The organism is Janthinobacterium sp. (assembly GCF_031995485.1).
Classification (GTDB): Bacteria; Pseudomonadota; Gammaproteobacteria; order Burkholderiales; family Burkholderiaceae_D; genus Janthinobacterium.
The window spans coordinates 35,078-51,342 of the sequence record NZ_DAMAGB010000049.1 but is presented as its reverse complement, the minus strand read 5'-3'; the positions used below and the strand labels follow the sequence as shown (position 1 = coordinate 51,342).

Annotated in this window: 15 protein-coding genes; 14 read left to right on the top strand and 1 reads right to left on the bottom strand. The window is 66.0% G+C overall.

All coding sequences use genetic code 11. The annotated features are described in order from the left end of the window. The coding region (locus tag RTQ46_RS22500; protein ID WP_312439816.1) for an EAL domain-containing protein at positions 1–1,966 on the top strand (1,966 nt) is incomplete at its 5' end. Here RTQ46_RS22500 and RTQ46_RS22495 read toward each other — a convergent pair. Continuing rightward, positions 1,963–2,949, bottom strand: coding sequence for an endonuclease/exonuclease/phosphatase family protein (locus RTQ46_RS22495; protein ID WP_312439815.1), 987 nt, complete (start codon positions 2,947–2,949; stop codon positions 1,963–1,965). The two genes, RTQ46_RS22500 and RTQ46_RS22495, sit on opposite strands and share 4 nt — an antisense overlap. 37 nt (positions 2,950–2,986) lie before the next feature. Here RTQ46_RS22495 and ybaK point away from each other — a divergent pair, with 37 nt between their 5' ends. The 13 genes from ybaK to RTQ46_RS22430 all read left to right on the top strand — a co-directional run bounded on the left by ybaK (position 2,987) and on the right by RTQ46_RS22430 (position 16,263). Next, positions 2,987–3,478 (top strand): Cys-tRNA(Pro) deacylase, encoded by a 492-nt coding sequence (gene ybaK, locus RTQ46_RS22490; RefSeq protein ID WP_312439814.1) that lies wholly within the window; start codon positions 2,987–2,989, stop codon positions 3,476–3,478. A gap of 97 nt (positions 3,479–3,575) precedes the next feature. Beyond that, entirely contained in the window at positions 3,576–4,220 is a 645-nt protein-coding gene (gene plsY, locus RTQ46_RS22485; RefSeq protein ID WP_312439813.1) for a glycerol-3-phosphate 1-O-acyltransferase PlsY, read from the top strand. A gap of 88 nt (positions 4,221–4,308) precedes the next feature. Continuing rightward, positions 4,309–4,983 carry a DsbA family oxidoreductase gene (locus tag RTQ46_RS22480; RefSeq protein WP_312439812.1) on the top strand — a complete coding sequence of 225 codons (675 nt, stop codon included), beginning with the start codon at positions 4,309–4,311 and terminating at the stop codon, positions 4,981–4,983. Positions 4,984–5,060: 77 nt separating this feature from the next. Further along, positions 5,061–5,351 carry a DUF427 domain-containing protein gene (locus tag RTQ46_RS22475; protein WP_312439811.1) on the top strand — a complete coding sequence of 97 codons (291 nt, stop codon included), beginning with the start codon at positions 5,061–5,063 and terminating at the stop codon, positions 5,349–5,351. A gap of 41 nt (positions 5,352–5,392) precedes the next feature. Then, positions 5,393–6,352, top strand: a complete 960-nt coding sequence (locus RTQ46_RS22470; RefSeq protein ID WP_312439810.1) for a DUF2157 domain-containing protein — start codon at positions 5,393–5,395, stop codon at positions 6,350–6,352. Then, a complete protein-coding gene (locus RTQ46_RS22465; protein ID WP_312439809.1) occupies positions 6,352–8,001 on the top strand; it encodes a GDYXXLXY domain-containing protein in 1,650 nt (549 codons plus the stop codon). The genes RTQ46_RS22470 and RTQ46_RS22465 overlap by 1 nt, the downstream gene beginning before the upstream one ends. Before the next feature lie 44 nt (positions 8,002–8,045). Beyond that, a complete protein-coding gene (locus RTQ46_RS22460; RefSeq protein WP_312439808.1) occupies positions 8,046–9,278 on the top strand; it encodes a metal-dependent hydrolase in 1,233 nt (410 codons plus the stop codon). Positions 9,279–9,388: 110 nt separating this feature from the next. Next, positions 9,389–11,137: a cation:proton antiporter gene (locus RTQ46_RS22455; protein ID WP_312439807.1), complete on the top strand. Its 1,749-nt coding sequence runs from the start codon at positions 9,389–9,391 to the stop codon at positions 11,135–11,137. Between the two features lie 61 nt (positions 11,138–11,198). Then, complete coding sequence (locus RTQ46_RS22450) at positions 11,199–12,080, top strand: ion transporter (RefSeq protein WP_312439806.1); 882 nt, start codon at positions 11,199–11,201, stop codon at positions 12,078–12,080. Positions 12,081–12,114: 34 nt separating this feature from the next. Next, positions 12,115–13,095 carry a 3-oxoacyl-[acyl-carrier-protein] synthase III C-terminal domain-containing protein gene (locus tag RTQ46_RS22445; protein ID WP_312439805.1) on the top strand — a complete coding sequence of 327 codons (981 nt, stop codon included), beginning with the start codon at positions 12,115–12,117 and terminating at the stop codon, positions 13,093–13,095. Positions 13,096–13,119: 24 nt separating this feature from the next. Continuing rightward, the gene (locus RTQ46_RS22440) at positions 13,120–14,157 is read left to right on the top strand and encodes an NAD(P)-dependent oxidoreductase (RefSeq protein ID WP_312439804.1); all 1,038 of its coding nucleotides are present in this window, start codon (positions 13,120–13,122) and stop codon (positions 14,155–14,157) included. Continuing rightward, positions 14,150–14,980: an MBL fold metallo-hydrolase gene (locus RTQ46_RS22435; RefSeq protein WP_312439803.1), complete on the top strand. Its 831-nt coding sequence runs from the start codon at positions 14,150–14,152 to the stop codon at positions 14,978–14,980. Before RTQ46_RS22440 ends, RTQ46_RS22435 begins: the two co-directional genes overlap by 8 nt. Beyond that, the gene (locus tag RTQ46_RS22430) at positions 14,977–16,263 is read left to right on the top strand and encodes a F390 synthetase-related protein (protein WP_312439802.1); all 1,287 of its coding nucleotides are present in this window, start codon (positions 14,977–14,979) and stop codon (positions 16,261–16,263) included. Before RTQ46_RS22435 ends, RTQ46_RS22430 begins: the two co-directional genes overlap by 4 nt. Positions 16,264–16,265: the final 2 nt, after the last annotated feature.

Genomic DNA, 16,265 nt, shown 5'->3' with positions numbered 1-16,265 from the left:
TGACAAATCGGCCGACGCCATTTTGCTGCTGCGCGACGAGCATATCGCCGAAGCCAACCCGGCCGCCGTGGCCCTGTTCCAGTGCGAAGACCGGCAGCGCCTGCTGGGGCGCCGCCTGAGCGACTTTTCACCGCTGCGCCAGCCGGACGGCGAGTTGTCGGCCGTGCTCGATACGCAGATGGCGGCGCAGGCACACCAGGACGGCAACCGGCGCTACGAATGGCGCTACCTGACCTGCCTGGGCGACTTGTTCTGGGGCGAGGTGCTGCTGACCTCCGTCACGCTCGATCACAGCTATGTGTTTTATGCCGTGGTGCGCGATATTTCCGCGCGCAAGCTGGCCGAGCGTTCGCTGCACTTGGCGGCGCAGGTGGTCGAGCATGCGCGCGAAGCCATCGTCGTCATGGACCAGCAGCAAAACGTGATCAGCATGAATCCGGCCTACAGCGAGAGCAGCGGTTTTCGCCTGGAAGACCTGCGCGGCCGGCCCTTCGGCCTGCAAACCGTGCCGGAGCAGGCATGGGACGCGGTGCAGCGCGACGGCCACTGGCAGGGCGAGATCCAGGCGCCGCGCAAGGCGGGGGCACCGTATCCGGCCTGGCTGTCGCTGACCGCCATCCGCGACTACCTGGGCCAGAGCGGCAACTACCTGGCCATCCTGATGGATATCAGCGAGCGCAAGAAAAGCGAGGAGCAGACGCGCCACCTGGCCGAGCACGATTTCCTGACCGACCTGCCGAACCGCGTGCTGCTGCTGGACCGGCTGTCGCTGGCGCTGGCGGCGGCGCGGCGCAAGCTGCACATGCTGGCCGTGCTGTACCTCGACCTCGACCATTTCAAGCATATCAACGACAGCATGGGCCACCATGTGGGCGACCTGCTGCTCAAGGAAGTGGCGCGGCGCCTGGTGCGCTGCGTGCGCGGCGTCGATACGGTCAGCCGCCATGGCGGCGACGAATTCGTCATCCTGCTGGCCGAGGTGGGCGGCGCCGACCAGGCGGCCCACGTGGCGGCCAGCGTGCTGCAGGCCGTCACCCAGGTCTACCAGCTGGGCGAATACGAGCTGCATGTCTCGGCCTCGATCGGCGTGGCCGTGTTTCCCGGCGATGGCGACACCATCGACAACCTGATACATAACGCCGATATCGCCATGTACCACGCCAAGAGCCGGGGCCGCGACAACTTCCAGTTTTTTAACGCCGACATGAATGCGCAGATACTGGAACGCTCGCGCCTGGAAAGCGACTTGCGCGCCGCGCTGGGCCAGGATCAGTTCATGCTGGAATTCCAGCCCGTGATCGACATCGCCAGCGGCGCGGTAATCGCCTGCGAAGCGCTGCTGCGCTGGCGCCACCCGCAGCTGGGCCGGCTGTTGCCCGAGCGCTTCATGGCTGTCGCCGAAGAGTGCGGCCTGATGATGCAGATCGGCAACTGGGTGCTGCGCCAGGCCTGCCGGCGCGCCCGCGCCTGGCACGACGCCGGCCAGTTGCTGTCGGTGTCGGTCAACCTGTCCGCCGCGCAATGCATGCAGAACAGCCTGCTGCACAGCGTGCAGGACGCGCTGCAGGCATCGGGCTTGCCACCCGCTTGCCTGGAGCTGGAAGTGACGGAAACCATTCTGATGAAGGGCGGCGCGCACCTGGCCGGCATGCTGGCGCAACTGCGCGCGCTGGGTGTCAGCGTCAGCATCGACGACTTCGGCACCGGCTACTCGCGCCTGGCCACCCTGCGCCAGTATCCGGTCGACAAACTCAAGATCGACCCCTCGTTCCTGCAGGGCGACGACACCTCGGTGGCCGCCACCATCATCGCCATGGGCCGCCAGCTGCAGGTCAGGGTGATTGCCGAAGGCGTGGAAACGGCGCAGCAGCTGAGCTACCTGCAGGCGCAGGGCTGCGACCAGTACCAGGGCCGCCTGGCCAGCGCGCAGGTCGAGGGCAGCGCGCTGGCGGCCTTGCTGGCCTAGCGGATATTACCCAGCAGCTTGATGCGCGCCACCACCTGCCCATGATCGGACGCCTGCGGCAGCGCCTGCAGCAAGTGGTCGTTCACATACAGCACGTCCTGCACCGCGCCAATCGCGCGCGGCGAGGCGGGGTGGAAGTGCTCGGAAACAAGGATATGGTCGATCGTCATGTAGGTACTGTCGTGCACGTTCGTGTAGCCCACGTGGCGCAGGTAATCCTGGCGCAGCTGGATCGCGTTGCAGTCGTACAGGCGCTCACGCATTTCCGGCAGGTCAACCCCTGGCGCGCACGGGGCGCCGGCGCCCATCACGATCGAGGTGGTGACGGCGCTGGCGATATCGTTGAAGTCGCCCAGCACGATGCAGGGGCGGCCGCTGCGGCCCAGGTCGCTGACCAGCACGCGCAGCGCCACCGCTTCGGCGCCGCGCCGCTGCAGCGAGCGCAGGTTGGCCAGCGCATAGCTGCGCGCGTCGCCGCCATCGCCATGGCGGTAGTCGGGCCGGCGCGATTTCAGGTGCACCACCAGCACATCGGTGACCTGGCCGCCCGGCAGAATCACCTGCGCATGCAGCGGCGGCCGCGCAAAGCGCGACAGGGTGGCGTCGTGGGCATCGCCGTCGGCCGGCATCGCCACGCCGGCCGGAAAGTCGGCATACGCCATGCTGGGGCCGGCCAGCGGCAGGCGCGACACCAGCGCCACGGTGGGCAACAGCCGTTCCGGGCCGTCGGGCGCATCGTAGCCGGCCTGCACCGCCTCGCGGTAATGGCGCGTGCGCGACAGCACGTCGCGCAGCGCCGCCTGCGAAAATACTTCTTGGAAACCGATCACGTCGGCACCCAGCAGATCGATCTGGCGCGCCGTCCAATCCGCCTTGGCATCGTATTGTTCCGGGCTTAATGGCTCCAGGTTGTCATACAGTTTGGCCCCCGGCGGGGCAAGATTACAGACATTGAAGGTGGCAAAGCGTATTTCTTCCTGCATAATTAGCACTCCTCACTGAACGATCAGCGTATCACGCATGGCTAAAAAAGAGCATATTTCAGAAACGCAGGCGACGCAGCTGCTGCGCAAGCACCAGGTTGCCTTCGAAGAAAAGCCGTATCCGTACGAAGAACACGGCGGCACCAGCGTCTCGGCGCGCGAACTGGGCGTGCCCGAACACGAGGTCATCAAGACGCTGGTGATGCAGGACGAGGCGGCCAAGCCGCTGATCGTGCTGATGCATGGCGACTGCAAGGTGTCGACCAAGAACCTGGCGCGCGCCATCGGCTGCAAGTCGGTCGAGCCGTGCAAGCCCGAGGTGGCGCAGCGCCATTCCGGCTACATGATCGGCGGCACCTCGCCGTTCGGCACCAAAAAGGCGATGCCGGTGTATGTCGAGGAAAGCATTCTGGCCTTGCCGCGCATCTATATCAATGGCGGGCGGCGCGGCTTTCTCGTGGCGCTGGCGCCACAGGTGCTGCTTGATGTGCTCAACGCCAGGCCCGTGCACTGCGCCTTGCAGGATTAAGGAAATGCGCCAGCGCCCTGTCTTTGCCACGGGCGCTGGTGTATATTCTGCTGCGCCGGCCTTGACGCCGGTAGCATAAACATAATTAAGGGAAGAAATGAATCCAGTAGTCACAACCTTGGCAATGACAGTGGCCGCTTACTTGCTCGGCTCGATCTCGTTTGCCGTGGTGATGAGCAAGGTGTACGGCATTGCCGATCCGCGGACCTATGGCTCGAAAAATCCGGGCGCCACCAACGTGCTGCGCAGCGGCAACAAGGGCGCCGCCATCATGACCCTGCTGGGCGACGGCGCCAAGGGCTGGCTGGCGGTGTTCCTGGCCCAGCACTTTGCGTTCGACCTGGGCGTGGACGAGACCGCCGTGGCGCTGGTCGCCATCGCCGTGTTCCTCGGCCACCTGTGGCCCGTGTTCTTCCGCTTTATCGGCGGCAAGGGCGTGGCCACGGCGCTGGGCGTGCTGCTCGGCATCAACCCGTGGCTGGGCCTGGCCACGCTGGCCACCTGGCTGATCATCGCCTACGCGTTCCGCTATTCGTCGCTGGCGGCGCTGGTGGCGGCCCTGTTCGCACCGTTCTACTACGGCCTGCTGTTCGGCGTCGATGCGATTTTGCTGTCGGTGGTGGTGATGAGCGTGCTGCTGGCGTATCGCCACAGCCAGAATATCGCCAATTTGCTGTCGGGCAAGGAAAGCAAGATCGGCGCTAAAAAGGAGGCGGCCAAGGCGGCCGCAAAGAAAAAGTAATGCCTTGATATTGGCCGGCCCGCACGCATATGCTTTGCTTGCGGCGCCGCGCGGTGCGGCCGCCACCGACTCGCGCAAAGGCTGCCTCATGACCACTTCCGTCTCCACTCCCGCTACCCCCACTCCCGTCCGTATCGATTTCGTTTCCGACGTTTCCTGCCCCTGGTGCGTGATCGGCCTGAAATCGCTGGAGCAGGCGCTCGACAAACTGCAGGACACGGTCGCCGCCGACATTCACTTCCAGCCGTTCGAGCTGAACGCCAACATGGCGCCCGAAGGCCAGGACATCGGCGAACATATCGCCGAAAAATACGGTTCCACCCCGGAACAGATGGCGCAATCGCGCGAAGCGATCCGCGCGCGTGGCGAAGCGCTGGGCTTTACCTTCTCGATGGACAAGCGCGGCCGCATCTACAACACCTTTGACGCGCATCGCCTGCTGCACTGGGCCGAACTGGCGGGACGCCAGCGCGAACTGAAAATGGCGCTGTTCGACGCGTATTTCACGCAGGGCCAGGACCCGTCCTCGCACGAGGTGCTGTTGAAAGCGGTGGCCGACGCCGGCCTCGATGCCGATACGGCCGCCGAGGTGCTGTCGTCTGGCCAGTTTGCCGACGAGGTGCGCGCGCGCGAGCAGTTCTACCAGCAGAACGGCATCAGTTCGGTGCCGGCCATTATCATCAACGAGCGCCACCTGATTTCGGGTGGCCAGCCACCGGAAGTGTTCGAGCAGGCTTTGCGCCAGATCATCGCGCAAGGCTAAGTTTCTCCTGTGCACCAATGGCGCGCGCCATTCCTTGATAATTAAGCTACACTCCCCTTTCACAGGAGGATAGCCGAATGCCTACAGCAACCTGGAATGGCGCCGTTATTGCGCAAGCGATCAGCGATCAGGTACAGATCGTTGAAAACAATGTGTATTTCCCTCTCTCTGCCGTAGCGCCCGAATACCTGCGCGCCAGCGGCCACCAGACGACCTGTCCCTGGAAGGGCATCGCCAGCTATTACGACCTGGTGGTCGATGGCAAGGTCAACGAAAACGCCGCCTGGTATTACCCGCAGCCCAAGGAAGAAGCGCGGCAGATCGCCGGCCATGTCGCCTTCTGGCGCGGCGTGGTGGTCGACCGCTAAGCCCGTCCTGTATTACCTTCCTGTCACTTCGAAAGCAGACGATGGATCTACGCCTCGCCGTGTATCAACTCGCCGCCAGCAATCAGCTGGACGCCGCGCAAACCCGGCAATTGCAGGACCTGGCCGGCTTTCAGCGCGAGCCGCGCAGCCTCGCATACTGGCTGCCGCGCGGCGTGGCCGTGCTGGCGGCAGCGCTGCTGGGAATGGGCCTGATTTTCTGGGTCGCCGCCAACTGGGAAGACCTGGGCCGCACCGGCCGTTTCGCGCTGATCCAGGCCGTGTTCGTCCTCGCCTGCCTGGGCGCGTTGGTCTTTTCCGCCGCGCGCGCGCCGCTGCTGCTGATCGCCATGCTGGCCATCGGCGGCCTGTTTGCGTATTTTGGCCAAACCTACCAGACCGGCGCCGATCCGTGGCAGCTGTTTGCCGTCTGGGCCGTGCTGGCGCTGCCGCTGTGCCTGGTCGCGCGCAGCGATGTGCTGTGGACGCCATGGATGCTGGTGCTGGCCACCGGCATCACCTTGTGGATGCAGGCCCATGCCCGCCACAGCTGGCTGATACGCGCCGACGATATCGATATCCTGCTGACGGGCTGGGTGGCGCTGCTGGCCGCCTGCGCACTGGTGTCGCCGCTGCTGGCGCGCTGGACGGGCACCGGACCGTGGCCGCTGCGCCTGGGCCTGGTGCTGGCCGTGATCATGATTGCCGGCTCGGGCCTGAGCGCGCTGTTCGGCAGCGATATCGCGTCGCCGTACTGGGCCGCCCTGGGTGTGCTGGTGCTGGCCGCCGGCCTGCTGCTGACGCGCCAGGTGTTTGATGTGTTCGGCCTGTCCGCGGTGGCGCTCGGCATCGATATCCTGCTGGTGTGTGGCCTGGCGTCACGCCTGTTTGACAATGGCAACGATGCGGTCGGCGCCATGCTGCTGCTGGGCCTGTCCGCCGCCATTTTGCTGGCGCTGACGGTGCAGGGCATCTTGTGGCGTACGCGCCGGGAGGCACCATAATGATTGCAAAAGCCGATGCGCTGGACGCGCTGATCCAGGACGCCGCCGCTGCCGGCGTGATCCCTGCCAAGGTCACACGGCCCGAGCAGGATGTGCGGCCTTGGCCGATTGTCCTGATGAGCGCTTTGGGCGCCTGGCTGGCGGCGCTGCCGCTGGTGCTGGCGCTCGGTTTCATGCTGGGCAGTTTCCTGGAAAAAGGCGGCGGCACGTATATCGTGGCGATCCTCGCCCTGGGCGTGGCCGTACTGCTGATCCGGCCGCGCGGCGTATCGCTGTTTGTCGAGCAGCTGGGCGTGCCCTGCGTGCTGGTCGGCGGCGGCCTGCTCGGCTACGCGCTGTTTCGCGACATGGACGACCAGCTGGCCGCGCTGGCGCTCAGCGCCGTCAGCCTGGCCTTGGCCGCCATCCTGCCGCGCGACTGGCTGCGCGTGTTGCTGGGCGTGGTGGCCTGCGGCCTGCTGGCGCTGGGCAGCGTCGGCTCGCACTACAGCTGGTCGTACGGCAACGATTCGGCCACCCTGTACCTGGCCTGGATGCTGGCGCTGGGCATCTGGCTCGGCGCGCACTGGCTGCAAAAAAATGTGTATGGCGATGGCCGCGGCGCGCCAGTGGCGGCGTATATCGAATCGGTCTCGACCGGCTGGGTGCTGGCCATCCTGCTGGGCCTGATCAGCTGGTCCGGCAAGACTTTCATGATGAGCGCCACCGTCGGTGACGGCCTGATGAGCGACCTCGCCAACGAACTGGCCACCCGCCATGGCGGCAGCTGGTATGCGCAATGGCTGCCGGTGCTGTCGGTGGCGATGGTCGTCGCGGCCGCCTTCTGGATGCAGCGCCGCTGGCCGTCCCTGCGCCAGCTGCCGGCCGCCGGCGTGGCGCTGGTGCTGGCGGCGCTGGCCTGGTTTCTGCCCGCGCTCGGTCCCGTGCTGCTGGTGCTGGCGTTCTGCGTCACCAGCGCGCGCCTGCGCGTGGCGGTGGCGGCCGGCGTGGCGGCGGCTTGGGTAATCGGCAGCTTTTATTATCTGCTGGCCTGGCCCTTGGCGACCAAGGCGCTGGTGCTGGCCGCCGCCGGCCTGGTGCTGGGCGTGCTGTCGTGGCTGGCCACGCGCGGCGCCTTGCTGAAGCTGGCCGACCAGCCCGCCGGTGCGCTGGCCAGCCATCCACGCGCGGCCAGGGCCGGCCTGCTGGCGGGACTGCTGCTGGTGCTGGTGGTGGCCAATGGCGCCATCTGGCAGAAGGAGCAACTGATCGCCAAAGGTGAACCTGTCTTCATTCCGCTGGCGCCGGCCGACCCGCGCTCGCTGATGCAGGGCGACTTCATGCGCCTGAACTTTCTCGGCTTCACGGCTTTCGAGGATCTCGACAGCCTGGACCGCCGCACGGCGCGGCCCCATGTGGTGCTGCTGCGCGACGCGCGCGGCGTGGCCACGGTGCAGGGGCGCGACGATGGCAAGCCGCTGGCGCCCGGCGCCTTGCGCATGGAGCTGACGCCGAAAGACGGCCGCTGGGTGCTGGTCACGGACGCCTGGTTCTTCAGGGAAGGCGAGGCCGAGCGCTGGGAAAAAGCCCGCTTTGGCGAGTTCCGCGTGATGCCGGATGGGCGTGCCTTGCTGGTGGGCATGCGCGGCGAAAACCTGGAGCGGCTGTAGCGAAAAGCGCGCGGTATTGCCGGGCTGTCCTGTAAAATTTCCGAATGGATAATATTACACATTCGGTGATCGGCCTTGGCGTGGGCGAGCTGCTGCACCGCAGCCTGCCGCCCGAGCCGCAGGAAGCTCCCCAGCGCACGCGGCGCGCCCTGTTCCTGTTTACGGCCTGGTTTGCCAGCAATGCGCCCGACCTCGACCTGTTCCTGACGCGGCTGCTGCCGCGCCCGTTCGGCTATATGCTGCACCATCGCGGCCATACGCACACCTTGCTGCTGGCGATACCGCAGGCGCTGCTGTTGCTGGCCCTGCTGTGGCTGCTGTGGCCCGGCGCGCGCCGCCTGCTGGGGGGCAGCCAGCCGGCGCGCATCGGCCTGGCCGCCTGCCTGCTGCTGGGCTTCTGCCTGCACATGGGCATGGATTTTTTGAATTCCTACGGCCGGCATCCGTTCTATCCGTTCGACAACCGCTGGCTGTTCGGCGACATGGTCTTTATTGTCGAACCCATGTTCTGGGTGCTGCTGGGCGTGCCCGTGATAATGGCGCTGCGCACCAGGCTGCTCAAAAGCGTGCTGCTGGCCGGGCTGGCGGCGGCCCTGTGCTACTTCACCTATAAACAGTATCTGTCGCCGGTGGCGCTGGGCGTGTTGCTGGCGCTGGGCGTGGGCCTGGCCGTGCTGCAACAGCGCGCAGGGCCATACGGACGCCATGCCTTGCTGCTGGGCTTTGCGCTGGCCGCCACCTTTATCGGCGTGCAGGGTACGGCGTCGAACCTGGGGCGCGCCCGCATCGAGGCGGCGCTGCAGAAAATCGACCCCGGCACGCGCGTGTGGGACGTGTCGATGACGGCATTCCCCAGCCATCCGCTGTGCTGGATTTATGTCTCGCTCGACAGCAAGACGGACGCCTATACCCTGCGACGCGGCATGCTGAGCCTGTTGCCGGCCAGTTTGGCGCCAGCCGCGTGTCCGGCCGGCCTGGCCGAGTCCGGCGATGGCGGCGGCCGGCTGGCGCCCGGCATCCTGGTTACGGCGCAGGCCTCGGGCAGCCTGGACGCCCTGCGTGCGCTGCAATCGAGCAACTGCTATGTCGACGCCTGGCTGCGCTTTGCACGCATGCCGAAAATCGGCGATGGCAAGCTGACCGACGTGCGCTTCAACCCGGACCTGCAGGACAATTTCACCACCGTCCAGCTGCAGCAGTTCAGCGGCCGGCCGTGTCCGGATTATGTGCCGGGCTGGGACCGTCCCCGTGCAGACATGCTGGGGCTATCGAAATAGCCTTTTAGTTGCCTTGCGGCAAAAATACGTCGTGCCTTTCTACTCAAGGGGTCCTGTGCATGAGATAATTGCCAATTCGGCATGAATGCCTGGCTAGACATGGAACCATCTTGGAAGAGCAGCACGCCTTACCGTATTTGCGAGAAACCCTGCTGTTTCTTGCCCTGGCCGGTATCTTCATTCCGCTCTTGCAGCGCCTGCGCGTCAACCAGGTGCTGGGCTTTCTGGCCGTCGGCGCGCTGTTCGGCCCGTATGGCTTCGGCCTGTGGGCTGGCGAGGTCACCTGGCTGACGTATTTTTCGTTTGTCCGCGCCGAACAGGTCAGCGGCCTGGCCGAGCTGGGCGTGATGTTCTTGATGTTCATGATCGGGCTGGAGCTGTCGACCGAGCGGCTGTGGGCGCTGCGGCGCTGGGTGTTTGGCGCTGGCGTGGGGCAGGTGGGCGTGAGCGCCTGCCTGATCGGCGCGGTGGCGTATTACTTTGGCCTGTCGCTGGAAGCGGCCATCGTGCTGGGCCTGGTGCTGTCGCTGTCGTCCACCGCCGTGGTGATGCAGTTGCTGACCGACCAGCGCACGCTGCAAACGCCTGCTGGCCAGGCCGGGTTTTCCATATTGATGTTCCAGGATCTGATGGTAGTGCCGTTGTTCATTTTGATCGACGTGTTTGCCAGCGGCCATAGCGAAGAGCTGGCCTACCTGCTCAGCTTTGCCGCCGTCAAATCGGCCGGCGCCATTTTGCTGATCTATCTGCTGGGCCGCCGCGTGATCCGTCCGCTGTTCCAGTTCTTCGTCAAGAAGCACCAGCCCGATGTGTTCATGGCATTGACCCTGCTCAGCACCCTGGGCATCGCCGGACTGACTTACCTGGCTGGCCTGTCGATGGCGCTGGGCGCCTTGCTGGCCGGGCTGCTGCTGGCGGAGACGGAATTTCGCCACGAAGTGGAAGTGACGATCGAGCCGTTCAAGGGCTTGCTGATGGGCCTGTTTTTCATGTCGGTCGGCATGCAGATCGATGTGCGCGAAATCATCCGGTCGCCCGTCTGGATCCCGCTGGCGGTGCTGTCGCTGTTTGCCGTCAAGACGCTGGTCACCGGCGTGATTTTCCGCTTCGGCGGCTTTCACTGGGGCCGCGCGGTGGAGTCGGGCGTGCTGCTGGGGCAGGGCGGCGAGTTCGCCTTTATCGTGGCCGCCTATGCGCTGGGCAAGAAGCTGATCGCGCCGGAAGTGGCGCAGTTCGTGATGCTGGTGGTGGGCCTGAGCCTGTTTGCCACGCCGGCGCTGGCCAGGGCCGCGCGTGGTTTTGGCAGCTGGTGGGACCGGCGCCATCACCATCAGCTGGCCGACCTGGCCACTGGCGCCGCGCCGCCGGCCGGCACCGTCATCATCGCCGGCTTCGGCCGCGTGGGCCAGCTGCTGGCCAAGGTGCTGACGGAACAGGACATCAGCTATGTGGCGGTCGAAAACGATGCGCGCCTGGTGACCACCCTGCATCCGCGCGGCTTTCCCGTGTATTTCGGCGACGCCTCGCGCGCCGAACTGCTGCAGAAACTGCATGCCGACCGTGCCTGTGCCGTGGTGCTGACGATGGACCATCCGGCCTCGGTGCTGCACGCCGTGCGCTCGATCCGGCGCGAGTATCCGCACCTGCCCGTGTATGCGCGCGCCCGCGACGAAGCCCATGCCGTGGCGCTGGTGCATGCCGGCGCCACGCTGGTGGTGCCCGAGGCGCTGGAAGCGGCGCTGCAGCTGGCGGCCACCGTGCTGCATACGGCGGGCCTGACGGAGGCGCGCGCCTTCGATATCGTGCAGGCCGAACGCGACCGGCGCAACGCCGTGCTGCTGTCGAAGCAGCTGTCTTAGCGTGTCGCCATAGTTGTCAAATTATCGCTACAATCACCAGCAACATGGACACACGAACAGCATGAAAGCCGCACCCCTGACGCCACAGCAGCGTTCCGCGCAGGAAGCGCAACAACGATACGGCAAGCCCGAGGCGGGCTGGCGAGCGCACATGTACAACGTGATCTTCGAGTCGGAAACGCGGGCCGGGCGCGCGTTCGACCTGGTATTGATCGTCGCCATCCTGATCAGCGTGACGGTGGTGGTGCTGAGCAGCGTCGCCTCGGTGGCGGCCCGCCATGGCGCACTGTTGCTGGGACTGGAATGGTTTTTCACGTTCCTGTTTACCGCCGAATACCTGGCCAGGCTGTCGTGCCTGCAGCATCCCGTGCGCTACGCGCGCAGTTTCTTTGGCATCATCGACCTGCTGGCCATCGTGCCGACCTATGTCGGCCTGCTGCTGCCGGGCGCCCATGTGCTGATCGATGTGCGCATTTTGCGCCTGCTGCGCATGTTCCGCATCCTGAAACTGACGTCGTATGTGCATGAATACACGATGCTGGGCCGGGCGCTGCTGGCCAGCCGGCGCAAGATCCTGATTTTCCTGTCGGTCGTGATGATGATCGTGTTTTTGCTGGGCACCGTGATGTACGTGGTGGAAGGGCCGCAAAACGGTTTCAGCAGCATCCCCACCTCGATTTACTGGGCCATCAGCACCATGACCACGGTGGGCTTTGGCGATATCACGCCGAAGACCGATATCGGACGCACCATCGCCTCGCTGATGATGCTGCTCGGCTGGGGCATCCTGGCCGTCCCGACCGGCATCATCAGCGCGGAAATGACGGTGCAGCGCGGTGGCCGCCAGCAGGCCGGGCGCCGCTGCCCAGGCTGCGGCGAGCGCGATATCGACGACGACGCCAACTACTGCAAGCATTGCGGCGACTCCCTGCCGACGCCATGAACGACGCTGGCCCAACATGACAACAAAGGCTTTTATGATTCCAGTACGCCTGATCGCGACGGGCAAGGCCGTGCCGTCGCATAGCGTGACGTCCGACAGCCTCGATCGCAAGCTGGGCCACCCGCCCGGCTACACGCTGCAAAAAAGCGGGGTGGTGTCGCGCTTCGTGGCCGCGCCCGACGAGTCGCAAAGCCAGCTGGGCGCGGCGGCCCTGCTCGACGCGCTCGCGCATGCAAACCTGCAGCCGGCCGATATCGACCTCCTGATCGGCGCCTGCGGCGTGCCCGAACAGGCCTTGCCGAACACCGCCTGCTTTATCGCCGAACATGCGGGCCTGCCGCCGGGCACGCCCGCGTTCGACATCAATGCCAGCTGCCTCAGTTTCATGGCGGCGCTGCGCGTGGCGGCCTCGCTGCTGGCCGACGGCGGCTACCGGCGCATCGCCATCGTCTCGTCGGACCTGGCCTCGCGCGGGGTCGACTGGAGCGAGCCGGAATCGTCGATGATCTTCGGCGACGGCGCCGCCGCCGTCATCGTCGAGCGCGGCGACGGCACGGCCGGCATCGTCGCCTACAAGATGGGCACTTATCCCGAAGGGCGGCGCTACTGCGAAATTCGCGGCGGCGGTACCGAGCGCAATCCGCGCAATGGCAGCGCGCCCGAAGACTATCTGTTCCATATGGATGGCAAGGCCGTGTTCCGCCTGGCCCTGAAAGTGATGCCGGCGTTTCTCGACCAGCTGATGGCGGAATCGGGTGCGGGCCTGGAGCGCATCGACGTCGTGGTGCCGCACCAGGCCAGCCCGCTGGGCCTGGCCCATGCGGCGCGCGTGCTCGATGTGCCCGATGATAAAATCATCAAGATCTTCGAGACCCACGGCAACCAGGTGGCGGCTTCGCTGCCGACCGCGCTGCACGAAGCGGTGCGCTCCGGCAAAGCGAAGCCGGGCCAGCGCCTGCTGATGATGGGCACGGCCGCCGGGCTGACCATCGGCGGCATGATTCTGGATCTGTGAGTTTCGACCCATGAGGACAACGCGATGAAGCGGATACTGGTCACGGGGGCAACGGGCGGCCTGGGGCGCAATGCCGTCGGCTTCCTGCTGGCGCAGGGCGTGGAGGTGCGCGCCACCGGCCGCAACCTGGCCGCCGGTCGCGAACTCGAGCGCATGGGCGCCCAGTTCGTGCCGCTCGACCTGGCGCAGGCTTCGGCGCAGCAGATGGATCAGCTGGTGCGCGGCATGGACTGCGTCTGGCACTGCGCCGCGCTGTCCTCGCCGTGGGGCGCGGAGCGCGACTTTATCGCCGCCAATGTCACCGCCACCGGCCAGCTGCTGCGCGCCGCCGCTGCCGCGCACGTGACGCGCTTCGTGCATATCTCCACCCCGGCCATGTATTTCGACTATCGCAACCGCTACGAAGTGCCGGAAACCTTCCGGCCCGACGCCTATGTCAACGCCTATGCGCGCACCAAGGCGATGGCGGAAAAGCTGGTGCAGGAAGCGGCCGACAAGCACCGCCAGATGCTGTGCGTGATCCTGCGCCCGCGCGCCATCTTCGGTCCGCACGACCAGGTGCTGATCCCGCGCCTGGCGCGCGTGCTGCGCGAGCGCCACGGCAAGCTGCCGCTGCCCAACGGCGGCGCGGCCACCATCGACATCACCTATGTCGACAATGTGGTGCATGCGATGTGGCTGGCCACCCTGCATAAAATGCTGGCCTCGGGCACGGCCTTCAATATCACCAACTGCGAACCGGCGCGCCTGTGCGACATTTTGCGCAGCCTGTTCCGCGACCAGCTGCAGCAGCCATTCGAGATCGTCAGCGTGTCGTACCGCGTGCTGGCGGTGGTGGCGCGCCTGATGCAGTTCGCCTCGCGCTTTACGCGGCGCGAACCGGCGCTCACCCCCTACAGCATTGGCGCACTGAGCTTCGACATGACGCTCGATAACGCCAAGGCGCGCAAGGTGCTCGGCTACCGGCCCATCGTCAGCCTGCAGGAGGGCGTCAATCGCACGGCCCGGTGGCTGCGCCAGGAAGCGGCCGCGCACCAGGTGGCAAAGGAGCGCAATGGCTAGCATTACCGCCTTTCGCGTCGGCCACTGCACCCACCCGTCCTGCATGGTGTTGAAGGGCAGCGGCTTTGCCAGCCGCTGTTTCCCGTCGCGCGCCTACCTGATCGAGACGCGCGCGGGCCTGTACCTGTGGGATACCGGCTATGCCGACCATTTTCGTACTGCCACCTCCAAAGGCGTGTACCGCATGTATGCGTGGGTCACGCCGGTGGTATTCGACGCGCACGAGTCGCTGCAGGGCCAGCTGCGCGCGCATGGCGTCTCGCCCGGCGATATTCATACCCTGCTGCTGTCGCACTTCCACGCCGATCATATCGCCGGCATGCGCGACTTTCCGCAGGCGCGGCTGATGGCCTCGAAAACGGGCTGGGATGCGGTGCGCGGCCTGACCGGCATCGCCGCCGTGCGCCAGGCTTTCGTGCCGGAGCTGCTGCCGGCCGATATCTCAGATCGTTTGTGTTTCGTGGAAAGCCTGCCGGAAACCGACTTGCCTGCCGCCTTGCTGCCGTTTGCCAGGGGGCGCGACGTCAGCGGCACCGGCGAAATCTATATCGTCGAACTGCCCGGCCACGCCATCGGCCACCTGGGCGCGTTTGTCCTGCAGGACAGCGGCTGGACCCTGCTGGCGTCGGACGCGGCCTGGGTGCCGGAAAGCTTCCAGCAGCTGCGCGGGCCGTCCGAGCTGTCGTTCATTATCCAGCACAAGCGCGCGCCGTATTACGAGACGCTGAACCGCCTGCACCAGCTGCACCGGGGCGGCAATGCGCAGATCCGCATTACGCATGAAGACACCGATGACTACGCACCTGTGGCGGGCCGGCCTTGAAGCGCATTGCCTGGCTGCTGCTGTCGTACTGGCGCACGCGCCGCCTGCGCTTTGCCAGCCGCGTGCAGCTGGACGCGTACCAGCAGCGCCAGCTGGCCAGCTTTATCGACACACTGTGTGCGCGCAGCCCGTACTTCGCGCCGTTCCGCGATCTGCCGCTGGCGCAATGGCCAAGCATGAACAAGGCGCTGATGCTGGCACACTTCGACGCCATGAACACGGCAGGCATCGAACTGGCGCCAGCGATGGAGGCGGCCATGGCGGCCGAGCGCAGCCGCGACTTTACGCCGGCCGTGGGCGAGATCACGGTGGGGCTGTCGTCGGGTACCTCGTCGCAGCGCGCCGTATTTACCGTCAGCCCCCGCGAAAAAGCGCAGTGGGCCGGCGTGATGCTGGCCAAGGCGCTGCCCGAGGGGTTATTCTCGGGCGAAAGGGTGGCGCTGTTCCTGCGCGCGAACAGCAATCTGTACACGGCCGTGCGCTCGCCGTGGCTGACGTTTGCCTTCTACGACCTGTTCCAGCCGTTCGATGCGCTGTGCGCGGAACTGGTCGCCTACCGTCCCTCCGTGATCGTGGCGCCGGCCCAGGTGCTGCGCCAGCTGGCACTGGGCGTGATCGAAGGGCGATTGGCGCTGGCGCCGAAAAAAGTCATTTCCGTGGCCGAAGTGCTGGAAGCGCAGGACCGCGCGCTGATCGTGCAGGCATTCGGCGCCGTGCATGAAATCTACCAGGCTACCGAGGGTTTTCTCGCCAGCACTTGCGAGCACGGCGTGCTGCACCTGAACGAGGAATACGTGCATATCGAGCCGCAGTGGCTCGACGACGAACAGCGCCGCTTCGTGCCCGTGATTACCGACTTTACCCGCATCACCCAGCCCATCGTGCGCTACCGGCTCGACGATATCCTGCTGGCGCGCGCCACGCCGTGCCCGTGCGGGCGCGTCACGCGCGCCATCGACGGCATCGAAGGACGCTGCGACGATATGCTGGTGCTGCCATCCGATGATGGCAAAAGCGTATCTGTATTTGCCGATGTGCTGACGCGCGCATTTGCGCAAGCCCTGCCGCCCGATTGCGACTACCGGCTGGTGCAGCAGGGCGGGGCCACCTTGCAGCTGCATGCGGCGCAGGATGCGGCCGGCCTGGCCGCCTTGCGCCTGCACCTGGAAGGCGTGCTGCGCGGCCTGGGCGTGGCCGTCGAACGGCTGGACTGGACCGTCGGCGGCGAACTGCCGGCCTTTGATCCCACCATGAAACGGCGCCGCATCCGGCGCCTCGCCTGATC

Excerpts from the sequence above, each read along its gene's own strand:
- RTQ46_RS22465 (WP_312439809.1), top strand. The coding sequence starts at position 6,352 with ATGATTGCAAAAGCCGATGCGCTGGACGCGCTGATCCAGGACGCCGCC.
- plsY (WP_312439813.1), top strand. The coding sequence starts at position 3,576 with ATGAATCCAGTAGTCACAACCTTGGCAATGACAGTGGCCGCTTACTTG.
- RTQ46_RS22460 (WP_312439808.1), top strand. The coding sequence starts at position 8,046 with ATGGATAATATTACACATTCGGTGATCGGCCTTGGCGTGGGCGAGCTG.
- RTQ46_RS22480 (WP_312439812.1), top strand. The coding sequence starts at position 4,309 with ATGACCACTTCCGTCTCCACTCCCGCTACCCCCACTCCCGTCCGTATC.
- RTQ46_RS22495 (WP_312439815.1), bottom strand. The coding sequence starts at position 2,949 with ATGCAGGAAGAAATACGCTTTGCCACCTTCAATGTCTGTAATCTTGCC.
- ybaK (WP_312439814.1), top strand. The coding sequence starts at position 2,987 with ATGGCTAAAAAAGAGCATATTTCAGAAACGCAGGCGACGCAGCTGCTG.
- RTQ46_RS22470 (WP_312439810.1), top strand. The coding sequence starts at position 5,393 with ATGGATCTACGCCTCGCCGTGTATCAACTCGCCGCCAGCAATCAGCTG.
- RTQ46_RS22445 (WP_312439805.1), top strand. The coding sequence starts at position 12,115 with ATGATTCCAGTACGCCTGATCGCGACGGGCAAGGCCGTGCCGTCGCAT.
- RTQ46_RS22450 (WP_312439806.1), top strand. The coding sequence starts at position 11,199 with ATGAAAGCCGCACCCCTGACGCCACAGCAGCGTTCCGCGCAGGAAGCG.
- RTQ46_RS22440 (WP_312439804.1), top strand. The coding sequence starts at position 13,120 with ATGAAGCGGATACTGGTCACGGGGGCAACGGGCGGCCTGGGGCGCAAT.
- RTQ46_RS22435 (WP_312439803.1), top strand. The coding sequence starts at position 14,150 with ATGGCTAGCATTACCGCCTTTCGCGTCGGCCACTGCACCCACCCGTCC.
- RTQ46_RS22475 (WP_312439811.1), top strand. The coding sequence starts at position 5,061 with ATGCCTACAGCAACCTGGAATGGCGCCGTTATTGCGCAAGCGATCAGC.